At 66.1% G+C, this 21,102-nt stretch carries 18 protein-coding genes; 16 read left to right on the top strand and 2 right to left on the bottom strand.

All coding sequences use genetic code 11. The features are described from left to right. Positions 1-53: 53 nt before the first annotated feature. Together LXM88_RS04975 and LXM88_RS04970 are read right to left on the bottom strand one after the other, a co-directional pair. On the bottom strand, positions 54-203 hold the full coding sequence (locus tag LXM88_RS04975; protein ID WP_262530936.1) for a hypothetical protein: 150 nt from the start codon (positions 201-203) through the stop codon (positions 54-56). Between the two features lie 731 nt (positions 204-934). Beyond that, the gene (locus tag LXM88_RS04970; protein ID WP_262530934.1) at positions 935-1,144 is read right to left on the bottom strand and encodes a hypothetical protein; all 210 of its coding nucleotides are present in this window, start codon (positions 1,142-1,144) and stop codon (positions 935-937) included. 336 nt (positions 1,145-1,480) lie between these two features. Between LXM88_RS04970 and LXM88_RS04965 the strand changes: the two genes are divergently transcribed. The 16 genes from LXM88_RS04965 (at position 1,481) to LXM88_RS04890 (ending at position 20,761) form a co-directional block, all read left to right on the top strand. After that, positions 1,481-2,851 (top strand): undecaprenyl-phosphate glucose phosphotransferase, encoded by a 1,371-nt coding sequence (locus LXM88_RS04965; RefSeq protein ID WP_262530933.1) that lies wholly within the window; start codon positions 1,481-1,483, stop codon positions 2,849-2,851. Positions 2,852-2,859: 8 nt separating this feature from the next. After that, the gene (locus tag LXM88_RS04960) at positions 2,860-3,312 is read left to right on the top strand and encodes an arsenate reductase/protein-tyrosine-phosphatase family protein (protein ID WP_262530931.1); all 453 of its coding nucleotides are present in this window, start codon (positions 2,860-2,862) and stop codon (positions 3,310-3,312) included. Continuing rightward, positions 3,312-3,704, top strand: coding sequence for a hypothetical protein (locus LXM88_RS04955; protein WP_262530930.1), 393 nt, complete (start codon positions 3,312-3,314; stop codon positions 3,702-3,704). The genes LXM88_RS04960 and LXM88_RS04955 overlap by 1 nt, the downstream gene beginning before the upstream one ends. A gap of 119 nt (positions 3,705-3,823) precedes the next feature. Beyond that, on the top strand, positions 3,824-4,984 hold the full coding sequence (locus LXM88_RS04950) for a polysaccharide biosynthesis/export family protein (protein ID WP_262530928.1): 1,161 nt from the start codon (positions 3,824-3,826) through the stop codon (positions 4,982-4,984). A 32-nt stretch (positions 4,985-5,016) separates the two neighbouring features. Then, positions 5,017-7,248 (top strand): polysaccharide biosynthesis tyrosine autokinase, encoded by a 2,232-nt coding sequence (locus LXM88_RS04945; protein WP_262530927.1) that lies wholly within the window; start codon positions 5,017-5,019, stop codon positions 7,246-7,248. Next, a complete protein-coding gene (locus tag LXM88_RS04940; RefSeq protein ID WP_262530926.1) occupies positions 7,232-8,761 on the top strand; it encodes an oligosaccharide flippase family protein in 1,530 nt (509 codons plus the stop codon). The genes LXM88_RS04945 and LXM88_RS04940 overlap by 17 nt, the downstream gene beginning before the upstream one ends. Then, a complete protein-coding gene (locus tag LXM88_RS04935) occupies positions 8,758-9,984 on the top strand; it encodes a hypothetical protein (RefSeq protein ID WP_262530925.1) in 1,227 nt (408 codons plus the stop codon). The genes LXM88_RS04940 and LXM88_RS04935 overlap by 4 nt, the downstream gene beginning before the upstream one ends. After that, positions 9,981-10,817, top strand: a complete 837-nt coding sequence (locus LXM88_RS04930; RefSeq protein ID WP_262530924.1) for a glycosyltransferase family 2 protein — start codon at positions 9,981-9,983, stop codon at positions 10,815-10,817. The genes LXM88_RS04935 and LXM88_RS04930 overlap by 4 nt, the downstream gene beginning before the upstream one ends. Positions 10,818-10,820: 3 nt before the next feature. Then, positions 10,821-11,900 (top strand): glycosyltransferase family 4 protein, encoded by a 1,080-nt coding sequence (locus tag LXM88_RS04925; RefSeq protein ID WP_262530922.1) that lies wholly within the window; start codon positions 10,821-10,823, stop codon positions 11,898-11,900. Positions 11,901-11,967: 67 nt separating this feature from the next. Further along, positions 11,968-12,798: a glycosyltransferase family 2 protein gene (locus tag LXM88_RS04920; protein WP_262530921.1), complete on the top strand. Its 831-nt coding sequence runs from the start codon at positions 11,968-11,970 to the stop codon at positions 12,796-12,798. Next, the gene (locus LXM88_RS04915; protein ID WP_262530919.1) at positions 12,795-15,167 is read left to right on the top strand and encodes a DUF4838 domain-containing protein; all 2,373 of its coding nucleotides are present in this window, start codon (positions 12,795-12,797) and stop codon (positions 15,165-15,167) included. Before LXM88_RS04920 ends, LXM88_RS04915 begins: the two co-directional genes overlap by 4 nt. Continuing rightward, the gene (locus LXM88_RS04910; protein WP_262530918.1) at positions 15,164-16,384 is read left to right on the top strand and encodes a glycosyltransferase; all 1,221 of its coding nucleotides are present in this window, start codon (positions 15,164-15,166) and stop codon (positions 16,382-16,384) included. Before LXM88_RS04915 ends, LXM88_RS04910 begins: the two co-directional genes overlap by 4 nt. A gap of 45 nt (positions 16,385-16,429) precedes the next feature. After that, the gene (locus LXM88_RS04905; protein WP_262530916.1) at positions 16,430-17,725 is read left to right on the top strand and encodes a polysaccharide pyruvyl transferase family protein; all 1,296 of its coding nucleotides are present in this window, start codon (positions 16,430-16,432) and stop codon (positions 17,723-17,725) included. A 66-nt stretch (positions 17,726-17,791) separates the two neighbouring features. Further along, positions 17,792-18,664 carry an IclR family transcriptional regulator gene (locus LXM88_RS04900; protein ID WP_262530914.1) on the top strand — a complete coding sequence of 291 codons (873 nt, stop codon included), beginning with the start codon at positions 17,792-17,794 and terminating at the stop codon, positions 18,662-18,664. A gap of 435 nt (positions 18,665-19,099) precedes the next feature. After that, positions 19,100-19,378 (top strand): hypothetical protein, encoded by a 279-nt coding sequence (locus LXM88_RS04895; protein WP_262530913.1) that lies wholly within the window; start codon positions 19,100-19,102, stop codon positions 19,376-19,378. A gap of 381 nt (positions 19,379-19,759) precedes the next feature. Then, the gene (locus LXM88_RS04890) at positions 19,760-20,761 is read left to right on the top strand and encodes a hypothetical protein (RefSeq protein WP_262530912.1); all 1,002 of its coding nucleotides are present in this window, start codon (positions 19,760-19,762) and stop codon (positions 20,759-20,761) included. Positions 20,762-21,102: the final 341 nt, after the last annotated feature.

Here is a 21,102-nt window from a genome sequence, read left to right as displayed (position 1 = left end):
GGAATGAATGCGCCGCATCCGGAGCCTTGAGCGCTGGACGGGCCGTCTGCAGATCAGGCCGCCCGTGAAACGGACATTATGCCGCTGTCGATATAAAGGGCAAACGGATTAAAAAAATCGTCCGGAAGCGACGACAGAAGTGCGCCACGCGTTTCTCTTGCCGCATCGGCCATTTTCCGCGGGTAATCGGGAAAAATGCTCATGCTGCGTCAAAATTGAAATGTCTACCCATACTTCCGATAGCTGATCGCTCGAAGTTCGATCTTGCTTCGAGAAATGACTCGCTTCGATTCAGCTCGTGCTCGCGAGCATCCGCATCGAACCGCCACCCCGCGAAACAACTCGGGTTTTGCAAGGCGACACGGTGCTGGTAATCAACCGGAAAATCTCGTTCCGCCCGTGCGGAGTCGTTTCATGAGCGCCGGATCGCGGATGTATTCGACGCGGGGTTGAGTACATACCCTCCCGCATGTCGGCAACGAAATCGCTCTGCGGTCGTTGCGGCCCTGAACGCCCACCGGGCCTGCCCCGGACTCACGCGGCCTGACGCGCGGAAGAGAAGTGCGCCTGTCTACGGCAGGAATAACGCCCCTCACACTGCCGTGCACACGGCAGCAATCTGCGCCTTCCGGATCCCGTTCCTGTCAGACGCGTTACGGCGTGTCGTTACGTAACGTGCGCGAACGGTGCGATTGCGCAAACGTTGCACCGGATTATTTCGATTTATTCATACCTTTCGTATTTCCTACATAGGTCATTGGTTTAGCGAGGATTTTCCGCGTTGCAACACGAGAATGCGTTCCGGTGGCACGGATCATGCTTTAAACGCTACGTGCCGAAGTAGTTAATACCATAACGCTAGACCAATCATGAATAAGATCCACACTCCGATTTCCGGACGCGACGCGGGGGCGAAGCGGTCGATTCCGGACATTCAATCGATAAATCGCGTCCATTCGCCAATCCATTCAGGATGGCGCGGGCGCGGCATTTCCGTTGCCATACCGAACCGGGTCGACACGTCCTTGCGGCGGTCATGCATCGGCGCGGGGGCGTGCGCCTGAGCCTGGGCAAGCCGCAGTTCGTCCGTCGTCTGGAATTCTGATGTGAATTGAACCGTCCGTTCGATAAAGGGGCGTTCCATTTCATATAGGAATACGAATTGATTGATTCATCGACGGGGCGATGACGCCCGGGATGAATGCTGTCGATGCATCGGGATACCGAGGGCGGAGCATGTCCGGCGTCAGTCGGGAAATGTCCGTCGGCGTGGCGGCGGGCGCGGAGCACGGGCAGTCGGGTAGCGCCAGGGGTTGATTGCGTGCGGAACACCGGATGTTGAGGACTACATGAAATGAGCACTCTTGAGTTCGTCGACGATTCGCGCCGTGCCGAAGACGACATCGTGCGCTTCGACGACGCATACGGCCGCGTTTGACGGCAAATACGGGCGCCATCGTGCGCCGCGTGGAGAAGAACCATGTTCGGATTTCAGTCGATCATTGCGCGCCTGCTCGATGCACTCGTCGTGGTGCTGGGGGCGGCTGCCGCGTCGCATGTGCGGTTCGATGACGATACGCTCGGCCGGCCGGACGCGATGGTCGTCCCGTTCGTCGCGATGCTGACGCTTGCCGTCTTTCCGGCATTTCAGGTGTATCAGTCGTGGCGCGGGCGATCGTGGATCGCGATGATCAGCCGCATCAGTGCTGCATGGGTCGCCGTGCAGGCATGCAACCTCGTGCTGCTGTTCGCGATGCATCGCGCCGATCAGGTGTCGCGGCTGTGGTTCGTCTACTGGACGGCGATCGCGGGATGCGGATTCATGGTTATCCGCCTGGCCGCCTATACGATGCTCGCACGCGTCAGGCATGCGGGCCTGAATCTTCGCAAGGTGGCGATCGTCGGAAACGGCGCGCATGCCGTGCGTGTGATCGAAACGCTGGCGCTGTCCCCGGCGAGCGGGTTTCGCCCCGTCATGCTCCACGATCCCGCGGGATCGTCCAACGGAACCATCCCGACGATCGCGGATTTCACCGAATTCGTCGCGGCCGTGCGTGCCGAAGCCGCGACGGAAATCTGGCTCGCGTTGCCGATCTCCGAGGAAGGGACGATCCGGCGCGTGCTGAAGACGTTCGGCGACGATCTGATCAATATCCGCTTCATGCCGGACATGTGCAGCATCGCGTTGCTCGGCGGAACGATGATGGATCTCGTCGGCATGCCGGCGATCAACCTCGTTGCATCGCCGATGTCCCATCGCGCATTGATGCAGAAGGCGCTGTTCGATCGGATATTCGCGGCAGCAGCGCTCGTCGCGCTGGCGCCGCTGCTCGGCATGATCGCGCTGGCGGTCAAGCTGTCGTCGTCGGGCCCGGTGCTGTTTACGCAGTACCGGAAAGGCGCCGACGGCCGGGTGTTCCGGATCTACAAGTTCCGCACGATGCGCGTGCATGCCGAACAGGCCGGCATCGTGCGCCAGGCAACCCGGGGCGACGCACGCATCACGCGCGTCGGCGCATTCCTGCGTCGCACCAGCCTCGACGAGTTGCCGCAGTTCTTCAACGTGCTGCGCGGCGACATGTCGGTCGTCGGGCCGAGGCCGCACGCGATCGAGCACGACGATCTGTACCGGCCGCTCGTCGAGGGATACATCCATCGCTACCGGATCAAGCCGGGCATCACCGGATGGGCGCAGGTCAACGGCTATCGCGGCGAGACGGATCACCTCGACAAGATGGTCGGCCGTGTCCAGCACGACCTCTATTACCTGCGCAACTGGTCCTTCGGGCTCGACATGAAGATTGTCGCAGCCACGGTGCTGAAGGGCTTCGTCCATCCGAACGCGTACTGAGCCCGGCCATGATCGAACGCATTCTGGTCGTCTGCGACGGCAACGCATGCCGCAGCCCGATGGCGAGCGCGATGCTGGCACGCGCGCTGCCGTCCGTGCAGGTGCGTTGCGCGGGGCTGATCGCGCTGGCGGGCCGGCCGGCCGCCCAGGCAGCGATCGACGTGATGCGCGAACGCGGCTTCGACATCACGTCGCATATCGCGCAACCGGTGCATCTCGGCCACGTGCGCGCATCGCAACTGATCCTCGCGATGACGCTCGTGCAATGCCGCGAGATCGAGCGGCGTTATCCGTTCGCGCGCGGTCGCGTCTTCCAGCTCGACCATGCCGCGAAATGCGATATCGCGGATCCGGTCGGCAAGTCGGCGCAAGTGTTCGATGCCGTGGCGCGCCACATCGAGCGCGCGGTGGCGCATTGGATCGCGCGGATTCCGGCGGCTGCCGCACGAGGGCACTGCTGATGCGACGCCACGTCGGTCAACTCGCGATGCTGATCGGCCTGACGTGTGCGTCGGCTGCGCAGGGCAGTGCCCCGGCGGCGCGCCCTGCGACGAACGCGCCACGGCGGATCGCGGGTCTCGCGGATACCGCGCCCCAAACCTCGAATCCGTGGCGCGGGTCGGTCGCAAAGCCGGCGGTCGCGTCGGGCGTCGCCGCGCCGGCGGTCGACCACTACGCGCCGCTGCCGATCGAGCGGCAGATGCGGGCGTTGTCGATCGACGCGCTGGGCATGCCGACGGTGCGTCGCACGCGCGGCGCGGCGCGCGTCCAGATTCGGCCGCGCGGCGGGAACGACAACGCGACAGACGACTGGCCGGGCATGGCGCCGCCCTGGGCCCGTTCGTCATGGTGATCGACCGGGCGGCGCGGGACGGGGGCGAAGCGAACCGAACCAATACGCGACGAAATGAACACGACCGTGAGCACGGCGCCACGGACGGAATTGACGATAGCGCGACATACGAGGCAGCAATGGGCAAAACATTCGACGGTGTATCGACAGGCAGCAGACGGGGCCGCGCGCTGGCGCCGCTCGTGTTGTCCGTATTCCTGACGGCGTGCGCCGTCGCGCCCGGCATGCGGATGACCGGCTCGCAGGAATTGCCGGTGGCGAGCGCGCGCAACGGCGAACCGGCACAGTCGCTCGATGTGCCGATCCGGGAAATCGATGTCAACCTGCTGCAGTCGATGCGCGACGACAGCGAAGCGACCGGGCACGTCGACGCGCTGTTGCGCGAGCGCGCGAAGGGCGGCTATCGGATCGGCGCCGGCGACGTATTGCAGATCACGGTGTGGGATCACCCCGAACTGTCCGCGGCGGCGCCGACGACTCAGTCGTCGTCGGCACAGCGGCAGAGCGACCCCGTCAGCGGCTTTGTCGTCGATGAAACCGGCAGCGTGCAGTTTCCGTACGTCGGCACGCTCGCGGTGTCGGGCAGGACGACGACCGAGGTTCGCGATGCGTTCCGCGTCGCGTTGACGAAAACCTTCCGCGACCCGCAGGTCACCGTGCGCGTCACGTCGTACCGCAGCCAGCAGGTGTACGTCGAAGGCGAGGTGCGCAATCCGGGCGTCCAGCCGATCAACGACGTGCCGATGACGCTGATCGAGGCGATCGATCGCGCGGGCGGGCTTCAGCCGACGGCCGATCGAAGCCGTATCGAGCTGATGCGCGGCGACGAGCACTACGTGCTGAACCTGTCGCAGCTCGTCGCACGACGGATCGACCCGGCCAGCATCCTGTTGCGCAACCGGGACGTGCTGCGCGTGCAGTCGCGCGAGGACAACGGTGCGTTCGTGATGGGCGAGGTCGCGAAGCCGACGCTCGCGCTGCCGCTGCGCGACGGCTCGTTGACGCTCGGCGATGCGTTGCAGCAAGCCGGCAGCTTCAACAGCGGCACCGCCGACACGGCGCAGGTCTACGTGATTCGCGGGCGCGGCTCGAGTACGCCCGACGTGTTTCATCTCGATGCGAAGTCGCCGGTCGCGATGGTGCTCGCGAACGACTTCAGGCTGGCGCCGAAGGATGTCGTCTATGTCGATGGCAACGGCCTCGTCCGACTCAGCCGCGTGCTGTCGCTGTTGTTGCCCGCCATCAATGCCGGCATGACCGGCGCGCTGGTCGCGAAATGAACCGCCGGAACCCGATCGACACTGGATTTGCCATGACAGACCTTTCCGAAGCACGGCTGTACGACGCGGCGTTGTACGACGATGCGCCGCTTTCGTCCTACGTCGACATCGTGCTGGCCCGGTGGCGCCTGGTGCTGGGCATCGCGGCCGGCGTGTTCCTGCTGGGGCTGCTGTATGTCGTATTCGCGACGCCGGTCTATCGTGTCGACGCGACGATCCAGGTCAACGAATCGACCGCGGCGGGCAATTCTCCGTTGCACGACATCGCGGCGTTGCTCGACAACGGGAGCACGACCGCGGCCGAACTCGAACTCGTGCGCGCGCGCATGGTGATCGACTCGGTCGTCACGAAGCAGCATCTCAACATCGTTGCCGAACCGCGCTATTTCCCGTTGATCGGCCGCTGGGTCGCCCGTCGCTATCGGGACGACGGCGTCGCGCCGCCGCTGTGGGGAATGTCCCGGTTTGCATGGGGCGGCGAGCGATTCGATGTCGTCACGTTCGAGACGGCCGGCAAGAAAAGCCACGACGGCATCGACGCGCTGGACGGGCTCTGGTTCGTCGTGACCGCCAAAGGCGGCGGGCGCTACGTGGTCAGGGACGAGGATGACGACATCGTGCTGAAAGGCGAGGTCGGCGTGCCGGCACACGGGCAGTACAAGGCGCAGCCGCTGACGCTGCTGGTTGCCGCCCTCGATGCGCGGCCGGGCACGACGTTCCGGCTCAAGCGCATCCCGCAGCTCGAAGCGGTTTCCCAGCTCCAGGACGATCTGACCGTCGAGGAAAAGGCCAAGCAATCCGGCATCCTGACCGTCACGCTCGAGGGCGACGACCGGACGCGCATCCGGGACATCCTGCGGGCCGTGGTCGACGGCTACGTCCAGCAGAACAAGGAGTACCGCAGCGAGGAGGCCGCCGCGACGTTGGAATCGCTGAAGAGCAGCATGCCGACGGTCATGAAGGCACTGAAGGACGCCGAGGACCGATACGCGGCGTTCCGCGCGCGCACGGGGACGGTCGATCTCGACGAACAGGGCAAGCTGCTGCTCGGTCAGGAAGTGGACATCGAGACGCGCACGCTCGAACTCAAGCAAAAACGCATCGACCTGATCGCGCGGTTCGCCGACGGTCATCCGGCCGTGCAGGCGCTCGACGCCAACCTCGCGGAGCTGGCGGGCAAGGCGAAGGAACTGAAGGCGCTCGAAGCGAAGTTGCCCGATACGGAGCGGGAGGGTCTCGGCGTGTTGCGTGACGTGCGCGTCAACACCGAGCTGTATACGAACCTGCTGAACACCGGACAACAGCTCGAGATCGCGAAGCGAAGCGAGATCGGCAATGTCCGCGCCGTCGACTTGCCGGTCCTGCCGGTGAAACCCGTCAAGCCCAAGCGCCTGCTGCTGGTCGCGCTGTCGTTGTGTGTCGGGATTGCCCTTGGCGTCGCCGCCCCGTTCGCACAGCGGGCGGTATGGGGCCGCGTCGAACATTCCGAGCACCTCGAGCAGGTGCTGGGCGTGCCGGTCTATGCGGTGGTGCCGCACAGTCGGGAGCAGCGACGCCTCGTGCGCAACCAGCAGCGTGCGGGACAGGGCGCGCACGTTCTCGCATCGGAAATTCCGGAGGATGTGACCGTCGACGCGATCCGCAGCCTGCGCACAACGCTGCAGTTCACGATGTCCGAGTCGGGGCACAACGTGATCATGGTCACGAGCCCGCAGCCCAGTGCGGGCAAGTCGTTCCTCTGCGCGAATCTGGCTTCGCTGTTCGCATCGGGCGGCAAGCGCGTGCTGCTGATCGATGCCGATATTCGCCGCGGCCAGTCGCATCGTCACTTCGGGCTGCCGGCGGCGCCCGGCCTGCCCGACGCGATCGCGAGCGGCGCGCTCGAGCGCGGCGTCCAGAAATCGGCGGTCGCCGGTGTCGACGTGCTGGCGCGCGGGGCCGTCGCCCGCACGTCGGAGCTGTTCAACGACGGCCGCTTCAAGCTGCTGCTCGCCACGGCATCGCGTCTCTACGACATCGTCATCGTCGATACGGCGCCGATCCTCGCGCTGCACGATGCGGCGACCATCGGCCGCCACGGCGCGACGACGCTGCTGTGCGTCCGGCATGGCCGCAGTTCGATGCCGGAGATTCGCGAGGCAGAGCGTCGCCTGCGCAACGCCGGCATCGCGATCAGCGGCGTCGTGCTGAACGACGTGCCGCGGCGCCAGGCCGTCTACGGCGCGTACGGCGAAGGGAAATACGCGTATGAAACCGAGCACTGAGCCCGCGATGCGCGACCTCGCGCTGCTCGCCGCGAGCGACCGTGCGTCGCCCGCCGGCGAGCGACTCGGTGCGCGCACGGTGCGAAGCCTCGCGTGGGCGCTGGTGCAGGCATGGGGCGGCAAGCTCGTCACGCTCGTCACCTATCTGCTGGTCGCGCGCTGGCTCGGCCCGGCGGACGTCGGGCTTGCGGCCTCGGTCACGCTGTCGCTGTCGCTGGTCCTGATGATCGCCGAGGGCGGCCTGGGCGACGCGCTGGTTCAGCGCGCATCGCTCGACGACGACGATCTCGAATGGCCGTTCGCGTGCTCGATCGGCATGGCGGTCGTGCTCGCGGCCGCGCTGTTCGTCCTCGCCGGGCACGTCGAAACGTGGCTGCGCGTACCCGGGCTGACGCCGTATCTGCGGGTGGCGTGCGCGTTCGTGCCGATCGGGTCGGCGAGTTCGTTCCAGGAGGCGCTGTACAAGCGGCGGCTGGATTTCCGTACCCTGGCGATGCGTCAACTCGTGTCGGTGAGCGTTGCGGGCGCCGTTGCGGTCGCGCTGGCGATCGCGGGCGCCGGTGCGTGGAGCCTGATTGCGCAGGCGGCGACCTTCATGACGATGTCCGCGCTCTGGCTCTGGCGCAGACCGGTCTGGCGTCCGCGCGGCCGCCGGAACGCGTCGACGTTCTGGCCCATTGCGCGCTTCGGCGGTCATGTCGTCGCGGCGAGGCTGATCGACTGGTGGGCGACGCGCACCGTGGACCTGATCGTCGTCGCGCTGTACGGCGCAGCCGGGCTGGGCATCTACGCGATCGGCGCGAGGCTGTACCAGACGGCGCTGGAACTGCTGTGCCGGGCCGCGACCGACGTCGCGCTCGCGGTGCTGTCACGGGTCGCGCACGACGCCGGGAAAATGGCGGCCACCTACCTCGACGTCACGGGGCTGGCCGCGATGGCCGCGGCGCCGCTGTTCGTCCTGATGGCCGTGTTGAGCCGCGACATCACGATCGTGCTGTTCGGTGCACGCTGGGCCGATAGTGCCGCGATCATGACGCCGCTGATGGGGCTCGGCGCGGTTCAGACGGTCCAGTTCGTCAACGGTGCATTCCTGTCGGCGCGCGGCCGGCCGAACGTCACGATGTGGCTGACGGTCGTCAAGCTCGTCCTGGTGCTGGGCGCGATGGTCTGCCTGCCGTCGCACGACGTCGCCGGGCTCGCGTGGCTGTATGTCGGCGCGGTGCTGTTCATCACGCCGCTCAGCTTCGGCGCCGTTGTCGTCGAGCTGCAGGTCGATCCCGGCCGCTTGCTGGGTCGGCTGGTGCCGCCGTATCTGCTTGCGCTCGGCTGCGCGCTGATCGTATCGCGGCTTGGCGCGACCCTCTGCGGCGTGCCGGCGCTGGTCAGGCTGCCGCTGCTGATCGTCGGCTTCGGCGCCGCTTATGTCGGCGCAACCTGGATGTTGCGCCGTCAGGCCGCCCGGCAAACCGTGGCGATGCTGATCGCATTGCGCGATGCGAGGAAACGGACATGAGCCGCGTCGCGCTGCAGGTGCCGCGGCCACGCGCGTCGTCGTCCGGTGCGTCGACGATCGGGGCGCAGGTGCGCTTCGACCTCGCGGACGCGGTCCTGCTCGTATTGCTGCTGCTGAGCTCGATCCAGTTCCTGAAGATCGGCGGTGCGCAACTCGGTCAGATGTTCGCGGTGCTCGTGCTGCCGGTGCTGCTGGTGCGGCGCCGGATCCCCGTCGGCGCGTGGGAAATCTGGGCCTTTGCGCTGTTTGTCGGCGTCGCGTTGTCGACGACGTTCCTGTCCGGCTATCCGCGCTTCAAGGCGGCCGAGCAGATCGTGAAGTTCGTGTTCGTGATGCCGGCGTTCTATTTGATCGGCCGCTACTACGGCGCGCGGGCACGCACGCGGCCGTTGCCGTTCGGCTATGTCGCGATCGCGGGGTTCCTGGCGCTTCAGTACGCGCTGCAGTATTTCAACGTCCCGGTGCTGTACGAGAAAGTCGACTTCATGCAGAACGCGATTCACGGTTCGTTCAAGGAGCGCAACTGGTTCGCGGCGTTTTTCTTCCTGACCGCCTACGCGTGTTTCCGGCAGTCGCCGCGCCGCATTCCCGACGTCGTGAAGTTCGTTGCGCTCGCACTCGTCGTGACGCTGCTGAGCGAATCGAAGACGGTGTTGATCGCGTGCGCGATCGTGATCCTGCTGCAGGTGCGCGGCCATTTCTTCGCGAAAGTGCTGACGATGGCCGCCGGAGCGGCGTTCTATCTGTACATGTTCACGCGCGAACTGACCGGCGACCAGCTTCAGGTCCGGCTGCAACAGGAGCGCGGGCTGGCCTTTACGGAATCGATCAAGCTGGTCGGCCGCGACTGGATCGGCCACGGCTTCGGCTTCGTCGAGCATTACTTCTCGCACTCGGCCGTCGCCGTTCGCGGGCTCGGCGAGGGCACGAGCGCCGTCTTTTGCGCACCGCTGGATCTGATGCTGGTCGCCGGCCCGATCGGGCTGCTCGCATGGGCGGTGTTCTTCACGGGGCTCGGCCAGGGCCGGCGCGCGATGGTCATGCTGGCGCCGATCGCGGCTTGGTCGCTGATCAACCCGATGCACCAGAGCGAAACGTCATACCTGTTCGTCGGCTTTCTCGCGTCGTTCGCGTTCGTGCCGCGGGCGGCACGCCGGAAAGCGCGCGCTGCGCCGTGCGTGTCGCGGCCCCGATCCATCTTCCCGTCCGGACAACCTCGATGAAATTCTCTCTCATCATGGCGACGCTCGGCCGTAGCGACGAGATCGAGCGCATGTTCGATTCGCTCGTGCGGCAGGCCTACGCCGACCTCGAAGTCATCGTCGTCGACCAGAACCCGGACGACCGGGTCGAGCGGATCGTCGACCGGTATCGCGACCGGCTGACGATCGTCCATCTGAGATCCGACAAGGGCAAGTCGCGGGCGACGAACGTCGGCCTGAAGGCCGTGACGGGCGACGTGGTCGGGTTCCCCGACGACGATTGCTGGTATCGGCCCGGGATGCTCCATGCGGTCGCGGCGCGCTTGTCCGCCGACCGGATGCTCGACGGCGTGACGGGCATGAGCGTCGACGCCGCGGGCCGGCCGTCGCAAGGGCGGTGGGCGACCACGGCGCAGATCGTCAACCGCTTCAACGTGTGGGTGTGCGCGACGTCGTACACGATCTTCCTGCGCCGGTCCGCCGTGCATGCGGCGGGGCAGTTCGACGTGGACCTCGGCGTGGGCGCGACCACGCGCTGGGGAGCGGGGGAAGAAGTCGACTTTCTCGTGCGCGCGTTGCAAGCGGGGTGCCGGATCGACTACGACCCGCATCTGCGCGTCCATCATCCCGAACCGCTCGCCGTGCTCGACGAGCAGGCCTATGCGCGCGGCCGCCGCTACAACCGCGGGTTCGGGCACGTGCTGCGGATCAATCGCTATCCGCTCGCCTACGTCCTCTACATGATCGCGCGGCCCGTCGCCGGCTGCCTGCTGTCATGTGTGCGCCGCAATCCCCGGCGTGCGAAGTATTACTGGATCGCCGCGTCGCATCGACTGCTTGGCTGGATGGATTGAACGATGAACACGATCTTCTCCGCTTCGACCGAATGCGCCGAGCGCGCCGAGCGCACTGACGGCACTGAGCGCGCGCACCTCACGGTCTATACCGACACCCGCTGGCCGGTTGGCACCGGCATCCACAACGTGATGGCGGCCTATGCCGAGCGCGCGCCGTCGACCGTCCGCATCGAACCGTTGCCGGTCGGCGGCGAGGTCGCGCACCCGCTGTCGCCGCTCGCGTTGAGCCGCGCGCTGAGGCGGCTGCCGGCCCGCAACGCCGTGTTCTGGAATCCCGGGTTCGTCCCGGCCGCGTTGCCGGGATTCCCGTCGGTCGTCGTGGTGCACGATCTCACGCATCGCCATTTCTACACGCGCGCGCATCGCTTCTACTACGACACGGTGCTGCGGCCGCTGTACCGGCGTTGCACGGCGATCGTCTGCGTGTCCGAGTTCACGCGCGACGAATTCCTCCGCTGGTCGGGCATGCCGCCGGATCGCGTTCACGTGATCCACAACGGGACCGACGCGGCATACCAGCGCAACCGCGACACGCTCGACTATCCGTTTCCGTACGTGCTCTATCCGGGCAACCGGCGCAACTACAAGAACCTGCATCGGTTGATCGAGGCATTCGGCGCGAGCGGGCTGTTGCCGCTCGGCGTGCGTCTGATGCTGACCGGCAATCCCGACCCGGCGCTGCTGGCGCACGCCGCGCAGCACCGATGCGCGGACGGCCTCGTATTCGCGGGGGTATTGCCGAACGATGCGATGCCGAAACTGTATCGAGGCGCGCTGTTCGTCGCATTCGTGTCGCAGTACGAAGGTTTTGGCTTGCCGATCCTGGAAGCGATGGCATCCGACGTGCCCGTGTTGACGTCGACCGTGTCGGCCATGCCGGAAGTGGCGGGTGCCGCCGCGATGCTCGTCAACCCGTTGTCGGTCGTCGACATCGCGGTCGCGATGCGCCGGCTCGGCACGGAGGCCGCGTGGCGGGACGCACTCGTCGCGCGCGGCCGGGAGCAGATCCGCCAGTTCGACTGGGACACGTCGGCGCGCAAGTTCTGGCAACTCGTCGAGCAGGTCGGCGCGTCGGCATGACGCGCACATCAACGAACAGAGCCGGGCAAACCGGCCGACACAATCCACCACGGCGCGGGGTATCACGATGGAAACCGAAGGAAGCATCAGCGTCATCGTCGTCAATTACGGCACGCCCGACCTGACGATACGATGTGTGGCGTCATTGACGTCGTTACGCGTCGCGCTCGCCGACGACATCGTCGTCGTCGAGAATGCGTCGCCGGACGACTCGTACACGCGATTGCGACACGCATTGCCGCGCGGCGTCAGGCTGCTGCGCGCCGCCTGCAATCGCGGCTTCGGCTCCGGCGTGAATTTCGGCATGGCCGCCTGCCGACGCGACTACGTGCTGGTGGTCAATCCCGATACGCGCTTCAGCGAGAACGGGCTGGCGAAAGTGCTGGAGCTGTTCGAGACACGGCCGGAGGCCGGGCTCGTCGGGCTCGATCTGCAGTATCCCGACGGCCGGCGCCAGTACTCGGCGCGACGGTTCTACAGCTGGCTCGACATCGTCGCGCGACGCACCGCGCTCGGCCGCTCGGACCGCTTTCGCGCCCGGATGAACCGGCACCTGATGATCGACGCATGGTCGTGCGGTAATCCGTTCGATGCCGAATGGGTGATGGGAACGGGATTCGTCGTGCGGCGCGACCTGTTCGAGTCGCTCGGCGGCATGGACGAATCGTATTTCCTGTACATGGAGGATGTCGATCTGTGCGCGCGGACCTGGCTGGCCGGCTATCGGGTGCTCGGCATGCCGGGCGTCACGCTCGTGCACGATCATCAGCGGCAGTCGGCGGCGAGCCCCGTTTCGCGCGCGGGACGGCATCATCTGCGCAGCCTGTGGCGGTTCTACCGCAAGTTCCACGTGCCGCTGTCGTTGCCGCCCGGCATCTCGCGGATCGCACGGCAATGAAGCCTGCCTCGCCGGTTCGTGTCGCCGTGCGTGCCGCGGTGGTCGTGTTGTGCGCGATGGTCGCGCGCGGCGGCGAGTGCGCGCAGCCGGCGCGGCCGCCGCACGACGCGAACGTCGTCGCCGGAAATCCCCGGGTGTCGGTGCCGCGCGTGCTGCTCGCGCAGAACGGCGTCGCGCGCTACATCGTTCGCGCCGGTGCGACGGATGCCGTGACGCGGCATGCGGCGGACGAGATTGCCGACTACCTGTCGCGGATCAGCGGCGCGTCGTTTGCCGTGTCGGGCGACGCGCAGGATCGTACGCCGGCCATTGTCGTCGGCGGCGAGCATGCGGCGGAACGATGCCGTTCGGCAAACGCCGCCCCGCTCGGCAGCGACGGCTTCGTCGTTTGCCGCAGCGGCGACGACCTCGTCGTGGCCGGCGACACGCCGCGCGGCACGCTGTTCGGCGCGTACTGGTGGCTCGACCGCAAGCTCGGCGTGAAGTGGCTCGCGCCCGATGCGACCGAGGTGCCGCGACAGCCCGAGCTGCGCGTCGACACGGCACCCGTCCGGCAGGTTCCCCGCTTCGCGTATCGGGAGGTGTTGAGCGCGGAAGGGGAGGACAAGCCGTTCCGCGCGCATAACCTGCTGAACGGCGAGTCGCACGGCACGTCGTATCGCGCTTCCCCGCCCGGTATCGACATGTGGGATCGCAGCTGGCTCGCGCGGGACGGCGATGCCGATTTCTGGACGCTCGTGCCGCACGACCGGTATGCGGCAGCACATCCCGCCTGGTATGCCGGCGGGCAACTCGCGATGATGTCGGCCGACGTCCGCGCCACCATGGCGGCCGAGATCGTGAAGCGCCTGAAGCGGCAATCCGACCCGGCTCGCATCTGGTTCGGGATCCGCGACATGGACTGGGGCTGGGACCTGGACGCAGCCAGCCGCGCGTTTGCCGATGCGCATGGCGATGCGCCGTCGGCCGCGTTTCTCGATATGGTGCGGGACGTGGCGGCGCGGGTCCGGGAGGAAGTTCCCGGCGCGCGTTTCGCGATGCCGGCCTATCACTGGGGCTTCACGCCGCCGGACGGCATGCAGGTTCCGGATCACGTTCGCGTGTATCCGATGACGATCCAGGTCGACTACAGCGTCGCGCTGAACGAGGACCGCAACGCGTCGCTGCGCGACGGTCTGCGCAAATGGAGCGAGCTCGCGCGGCACGTCACCGTGTGGGATCACGTCGTCAACTTCGGCGGCTACCTCCAGCCGACGCCGAATCTCTATCCGATCGGCCGCAGCATCGCGTGGCTCGCCACGTTGCCGAGCGTCGACGGCTACTTCGCGGAAGGCGACTGGCAGTCGCGCGGCGGCGAATTCGCGAGCCTGCGCGTGTGGTTGATCGCCCGGCTGCTCTGGACGCCGACCGCGGACCCGCGCACGCTCGTCCGCGAATACTGCGACGCCTATTACGGCGCGGCTGCGCCGGCCGTCGTGCGCTACATCGATCGCATGCATGCCGCGCTGCGCGCGAGCGGCGACGTGCTGGCCGAACAGACGCCGGTCGGCATGGCGATGTACACGTACGACTTCGTCCGCCAGTCGGAATGGGATTTCGACGCCGCCGCCCGGGCGGTCGACGGGGATGCCGTGCGCAGCGCGCGCGTCCGCGAGGCGCGCATGCCGCTCGATTTCGTGATCCTGGCGCTGCGCGATCGATACGCGGCGCGCGCCGGGCAGGAAGGCTGGGACCTCGATATTCGCGGGCGGCGCGCGCGTTTCGACGCGGCGATCTCGGCTGCGGGCGTCCGTCAGTACCGGCAAAGCGGCAATCTCGCGGCGCTCGGCGCATTGCTCGATATCGACCGGCATCCCGTCGTTCCGCCGCCGTTCGTGGCGGGCCTCGCCGACAGCGACTGGCGCGCGATCGATGTTTCGCGCGTGAATCTCTACGACAGCGCACACGTGGTGGCCGACCCCGCTGCGCCGGACGGCGCCGCGATAGCGATACGCGGCGACTCGGGCGTCTGGGCAGTCCAGCTCAAGCTCGACAAGCTGCCGCGCGACGGGCGCTGGGATCTCTACGCATCGGTGCGTGTGCCGGACGGCGGCGGTGCGGGCGCGGCGGCCGTGCGCGTAGGGGCTTACCCGCCGATGACGCTGCGCACCGACACGCCGGCGCGCACGTTCGACGACGCGCGATTCGGGTGGCTGCCCGTCCCGGGCGGCCCGTTTGCGTATGACGCCGATCACGAGAAGGGCATTTATGTCCACGGCGTCGGATTCGCGCAGGGTCAGTCCGTGCGCGTCGGCACCTTCATCGCCATTCGTCATCGTGCGCCGGGCGGCGCGCTGCCGTCGGTCCCGCTCAAAGGAAACGCCTCATGAAAGTTGCGATCGTTTCGCCCATTCCGCTGTTTCCCGTCAATGCCGGCAACCGCAGTCGCATCCTGAATCTCGCGCGGGCGGTCAAATCGCTCGGCTGCGACGTGCATTTCGTCTATCTGGAATCGCGCCAGACGGGAGGCATGGACCTGGAAGCGCATTGCCGCGAGTTCGGTGCCGACCGCGTGTCGATATTGCGCCGCGCGGGCCTGGCGCTCGCGCTCTATCGCGCCAAGCGGGTGGCGTGGCTGGTGCGTCGTCTCGCCGCGAAAGCGGCCGGCAGTCGACATGCGTACTACACGGGGCTCGACGAATTGTTCAGCGGGCGCTTTACCGGACAGTTGCGCGCGCTGCAGCACCGCCACGCATTCGATGCCGTGTTCGTCGAATACGTGTTCTATTCGCGCGCGCTCGATGCGTTTCCCGATACGGTGGTCAAGGTCATCGATACGCACGACATCTTTGCGGACCGGCATGTTCCGTTCATCGGCCGCCCCGGCGCGAAGCGCTACATGTTTTCGATTCCGCCGCAACGGGAGTGCGACGGATTGCGCCGCGCGCATGTCGCGCTGGCCATCCAGGCCGACGAGGGCGACCTGCTGGCGGCGCGCCTCGGCAGCGGCGACGCCCCGGAGGTTGCGGTGCTGAGTCACCTGCTGGCGTTTCCGCCGCAGGTGGATTGTGCCGGGCATGCCGACGCGACTTTCCTCGGCAGCGACAACCAGCCGAATCGCGACGCCGTCAAATACTTCGTCGACGAGATCCTGCCGCATATCGTGGCCCGGCTGCCGGCGTTTCGCGTGCATCTCGCCGGCACGATCGCGTCGGCCGTCCCCGACGGGCCGCACATCGTCAAGCACGGCCCCGTCGCCGAGCTGGGCGACGCATTCGCGATCGCACCGATCTCGATCAATCCGATGCTGCTCGGCACCGGCATCAACATCAAGCTGCTCGAAAGCATGGCGCTCGGCGTGCCGATCGTCAGTACCCGGACGGGCGCGCGCGGCCTCGGCGAGCATGACCTGCGCGGGGTGACCGTCGTGCGGGACGGCGATCCGCAGGGCTTTGCGGATGCGGTCGTCCGGCTTGCGACGGACCGCGCGCATCGTATCGCCCAGGGTGCGGCGGCGCGCGATTCCGCACGAGCGTGGCACGACGCGCAGCTGCGCGTTCTTCGCGACACGCTCCGGCGGCGGCCGCCGGTCGCCGCACCGGCCTGACGGATGCGTCCATCGAAATCATCGAATCAACCAGGGGAATCGAACATGTCGAAACTGGCCGATCTGAAACAGCGGCTTCGCGTGTGGTTGTATGTGAAGCGACTGACCATGCAGTGGCGTCGCGAGGCCGCACGAGGTGCCGCAGGCAATGACGGCGCATCCGGCGCCCATCTGCTGATATTGCCGTGCGATCCGTGGACGCTGGTCGGCTCGAAAGGCGATGAAGCGATGCTGCGCGCGGTCGTCGAGCGGTTGCGACAGGCGAACGGCGCGTTGCAGGTGTCGGTCGTCACGGCCACGCCCGCGGCAGCTGACGCCGCGACCCGGCTCGGCTTGCATGCGATCGACGCTTGGAACGAGCCATGGCGCCTGACGGACACGGTCGAACGGCTCGCCGCACTGCGACCCACTGCGGTGGTCGTCATCGGCGCCGACGTGATGGACGGCTACTATTCGCCCATTACGTCGCTGAGGTTGCTGGCAACGGCGGATCTGCTGGTCAGACGCGGCGTGCACGGCACGATTCTCGGCTTCAGCTTCAACCGCCTGCCGTACATGCCGTTGCGGCATGCATTCGACCGGATCGACGCCCGGCTGCTGGTCAATGTCCGCGACGGCGTCTCGCTCGATCGATTCAGGCGTTTCAGTTCGGCGAGCGCGGAGCTCGTGGCGGATTCCGCCTTCATGCTTCAGCCGGACGATTCGTCCGATTGCGTCAGGGGGACGGCGGCGTGGGTCGAATCGCGCCGCGCGGCCGGCGACATCGTGATCGCCTTCAACCTTCACCCGATGCTGATCCGCCGGGCCAGCGACGACGATATCGCTGCGCTGGTCGCGTCGGCGCAGGCAGCCATTCTCGAACTCGCGGCGCTTCATCGGATCAGCATCGTTTTGCTGTCCCACGACTATCGCGGCCGGGACGGCGACGATACCTGTCTCGAGCCGCTGCATCACGCGTTGGCCGCGACGATGGGCGAGCGGCTTTGCTACCCGCGCACGAGGATGTCGGCGGCGGAACTGAAGGCCATTTCAGGGCAGGTGGACGGCGTGGTAACCGGGCGCATGCATCTGGCGATCGCGAGTCTTGGCATGGGCGTGCCTGTCGCGGCGCTGACCTATCAGGACAAGTTCCAGGGGCTGTTCAGTCATTTCGGTCTGTCGGACAGCTTCTTGCTGAAGCCCGAGGAAGCGATGCGCTCCGGTCATCTGGCGGCGGTACTGGACCGGTTCGTGTCTGAACTCCCGCAATTGCGCAACCAGGTGCATGCCACGCTGCCGCGCGTGAAGGAGGCGTCATGCAGAAACCTGCGCGGCATGATCCATGCGATCCGGCCTTCGTGAGCGGTATCCACGATATTTTTCCTGCATTCGCAGTTGCGCCGCATTCTTCCAGAGGCATCGTTTCACATGCGGAATCCAGACGAAGACCCGGTTGATCCCGACCGTTCGGGTCTCGAGAAAAAAGCGAACTATCGTGCGCCGGCGCTCGAGAAGGGTCTCGATATCCTCGAGTTGCTCGTCGATCGCCAGTTCGGCATGGCGCAGGCGGACATCTGTCGCGCGTTGAAGCGCAGCCGGAGCGAGCTGTATCGCATGATCCAGGTGCTCGAGGATCGCGGCTACATCTACAGGGTGGATCGTTACGACCGTTACGCGCTGACCATGAAGCTTTACTTTCTCGGACAACATCATGCGCCGACTCGATCGCTCGGCACGCTTGTCACGCCGCTCTTGCAGCAGTTCGCATTGCAGACTATGCAGTCGTGTTACCTGACGGTATTCGATGGCGACACGTTGGTTGTCATCGCAACGGCCGGCGCTGAAACGGAATGGAACCTGGCGGTCCGGGTCGGCACGCGCGTTCCGCTGCACGGCAGCGCCGCGGGAGAGATGTACCTGGCGTTTCAGGACGACGACGTGCGAACGCGATTGCTCCGGACCATCGGGCACGATGTCGAGTCGTGGAACCCGCCACGTAGCGATGAAGCATTGCCGACCCATCTGGTCGACGGCTATATCTGCCGCCCGAACGAGCGCATTCCCGGCATCACGGATATCGCAACGCCGATCGTCGACAAGTCGGGCTCGGCAATCGCGATCCTCGCTTGCCCCTACCTGGCGCTCTCGGGAGAAGCCGGGGGGATGTCGATCAAGCAGATTGGCGTCGCGCTGTGCGAAACGGCACAGCGCATCTCCGCGACGGTCGATCAGCGGTTCATGCAATCCGCCGTCGAGATGCCGTCGCGTGAGCCGGCGCAGGGTGCGCGTCGGGCGGGGTGAAGGAATCGCGGGGATTCGCACGGCATGGCGCATGCGCGTGCGATAACGCGTGATACGGGGTCGGGCGATCCGGAATGCCGAGCAACAGCGGTGCGCCGCCGCAATGCCAATGCGTGCACGCATCGACGATGCGCCGCCCGTTCCTCCGTAGCGAAAAAACTTCGATTGCTTATGGAAATTGACAGTCGCATGTGCTATGCACGGATTCAAGAATGAAACGTGTCGTTGGATGCAAACCCGTATCGCGCAAACCGGAAAGTATTCATAGGATAGGTAAACCGCGCGCGCATGCCGCGGCGATCGCCATCGATACGGGGTGTCGATGGCGCCTGGACCTGGGTGGTGACGTTCGATGGCGGCCGCGACGCATCGAGACAGGCGCGCGGCCGATCGCGATTGCCCGATCCGGGGCCGTTCGTTTTCACGGGGGGCAGCATGGTGAACTGGATCAGCCGCTGGGCGATGCATCACGCCCCGACGCCGGAAAAAGCCGCCGCGTCGATGCTGGTGACTGCACGCATGGAATTGTTCGCTGCCGAGCAGCGTGTCATCGATGCGAAACTGCGAGCAAGCTACTGGAGCACGCGCGTTGCGTTTCTCGAAGAAGTGCAGCAGCAGGGCATCGATCCTTGGGTACATGCGCTGCCGTCGCCACGGCCTGAAGCCGAGTTGACTCCGCTTGGCGCGGGCCCGCGTCTCGCCGCCGGCACTTGACGGCCATCCGCTGCGTGATCGCTCGCGGTTTCTGGAAAAGACGATCCGGTAAATCCGGATCGATCAGTCAGGACGCCGGTGGCGGACGTCGCGAACACTGCGTCCGCCGGCTCCGAGGCCGCCAGCACGGCGCCGGATTCGGCGCTTGCCGCCAAGCGCGCTTTGCGAAACACTGCAATGAACCGGCCGGCAGGCGGTTCAGGTCGCCCGAAGCAACCTCGACATCCATCAAGCGGTAATGGCTGACTGTCGTTGGAGAGGTGGCCAGGCGTGAACGCTCGCGGCTAGCGCTATAAGGCGCCAGGGGTTCCGGCGCCTGCAAAGCGCGGCGCGCTCCGTTCCTCTGGTTTGTAGCCGTTGTTATTGTTGGAGCGCGCCGGAATGGGAAAACACTCTGATGTTCGCTTCCGTTTTGCTTTCGTCGCCGTCGTTGGCTTGGCTGCTGCGGGCTTTGCGCATGCCGACGAAGGCGCGCCGGGCCCGTCGAGTGGGCTCGGTCCGGGGCAACGCACATTCGACGCGTACGCCGTTTATGGTAATGGCCGTGCGAGCGAGGGCGGCAACATGCACTGGCGCGCTTATGAAATCGGCTTCGGCCAGGCACTGAACGACTACGCGTCGGTGTTCGTCGCCTATCTGAACGAAGGCCATCCGACGGACAACCATCGCGACGGTTTCGCGCTGCTCGGCGCGGCGCGCTTGCTGCTTGGCGCGAGGATGACGCTCGAATTGGCGGCGGGCCCGTATTTCAGCATGAACACGACACACGTCGATGATGAGGCGCGCAACGAAAAACGTCTCGGGATCCGCGCGTCGGCTGCGTTGCGTTACGAGCTCACGCCCAATGGCATCTACCTCAAGGCGCAGTACAACCGTGTTCAGATGGCAGGCGGCCACTCATCCGATGCGGTGCTGTTCGGCATCGGCTCGGGATTCGGCGGCGACCCTCATCCGTCGCTTTCCGACGGCAGGACTCAGCTGAGCGTCTGGGCCGGAACCTCGCAAACGAACCGGCCGAGGGTTCCGATCCAGAAGGGTTACCTGGTCGAGCTCAAACGGCCGATCGGCACTGCCTGGGCATATTCGGCAAGCTTCGTTTACGAGGGCGTCAACGACGTCGCTGCCAGAAGGGGCGCCGCAGCCCAACTCTGGTACGTTGCGCCGATCTTGAGCAGATGGAGTCTCAGTGCCGGCGTCGGCCCCTATCTTGCATACGACAAGAGTGCGCCGTCTAGCCGGATGAAGCTTGCTGCGCTTTTCAGCGCGCAGATCGGCTATGAATTTACCAAGGACTGGACTGCGAATCTTCGCTTCAACCGTGTCGCGACCGGCAACAACACGGACCAGGACATGTTCATGATCGGATTGGCCCACAATTTCTGAGGTGGGGTTGCCGTGCAGGTATCCTGACGATTCTGCTCACTTCGTGTCAGCGAGGGGCTGGCCGCCGGCACCGACCAACCGGCGAGTGAGCGTGCGTGCGCGGGGATCGTTGCTTCCGAAAAGGACGCATCGGAGTATTGGGGGCGTTCAACGAAAGCGCTGCGAAAGTACTGCAAGGGCGTTCCCGGTCTGTGCTCGAGCGGCGGATCGTCACTGTTCACGATGTTCGTGTTCGTGCGCGCGCCACGGATCACGTCCCTGTCGTGGAAACGCTTGCCGATCGCTTGCGATGTGCTCGTGCTCGGCGCTGGAAGCTGACCCGAGCGACGCGTTCGAGCGCG

It is taken from the genome of Burkholderia sp. S-53 (genome assembly GCF_025560745.1).
In the GTDB taxonomy this organism is placed as follows: Bacteria; Pseudomonadota; Gammaproteobacteria; order Burkholderiales; family Burkholderiaceae; genus Burkholderia; species Burkholderia pyrrocinia.
The sequence above is the reverse complement of the archived record's forward strand: the minus strand, read 5'-3'. Positions and strand labels throughout refer to the sequence as shown.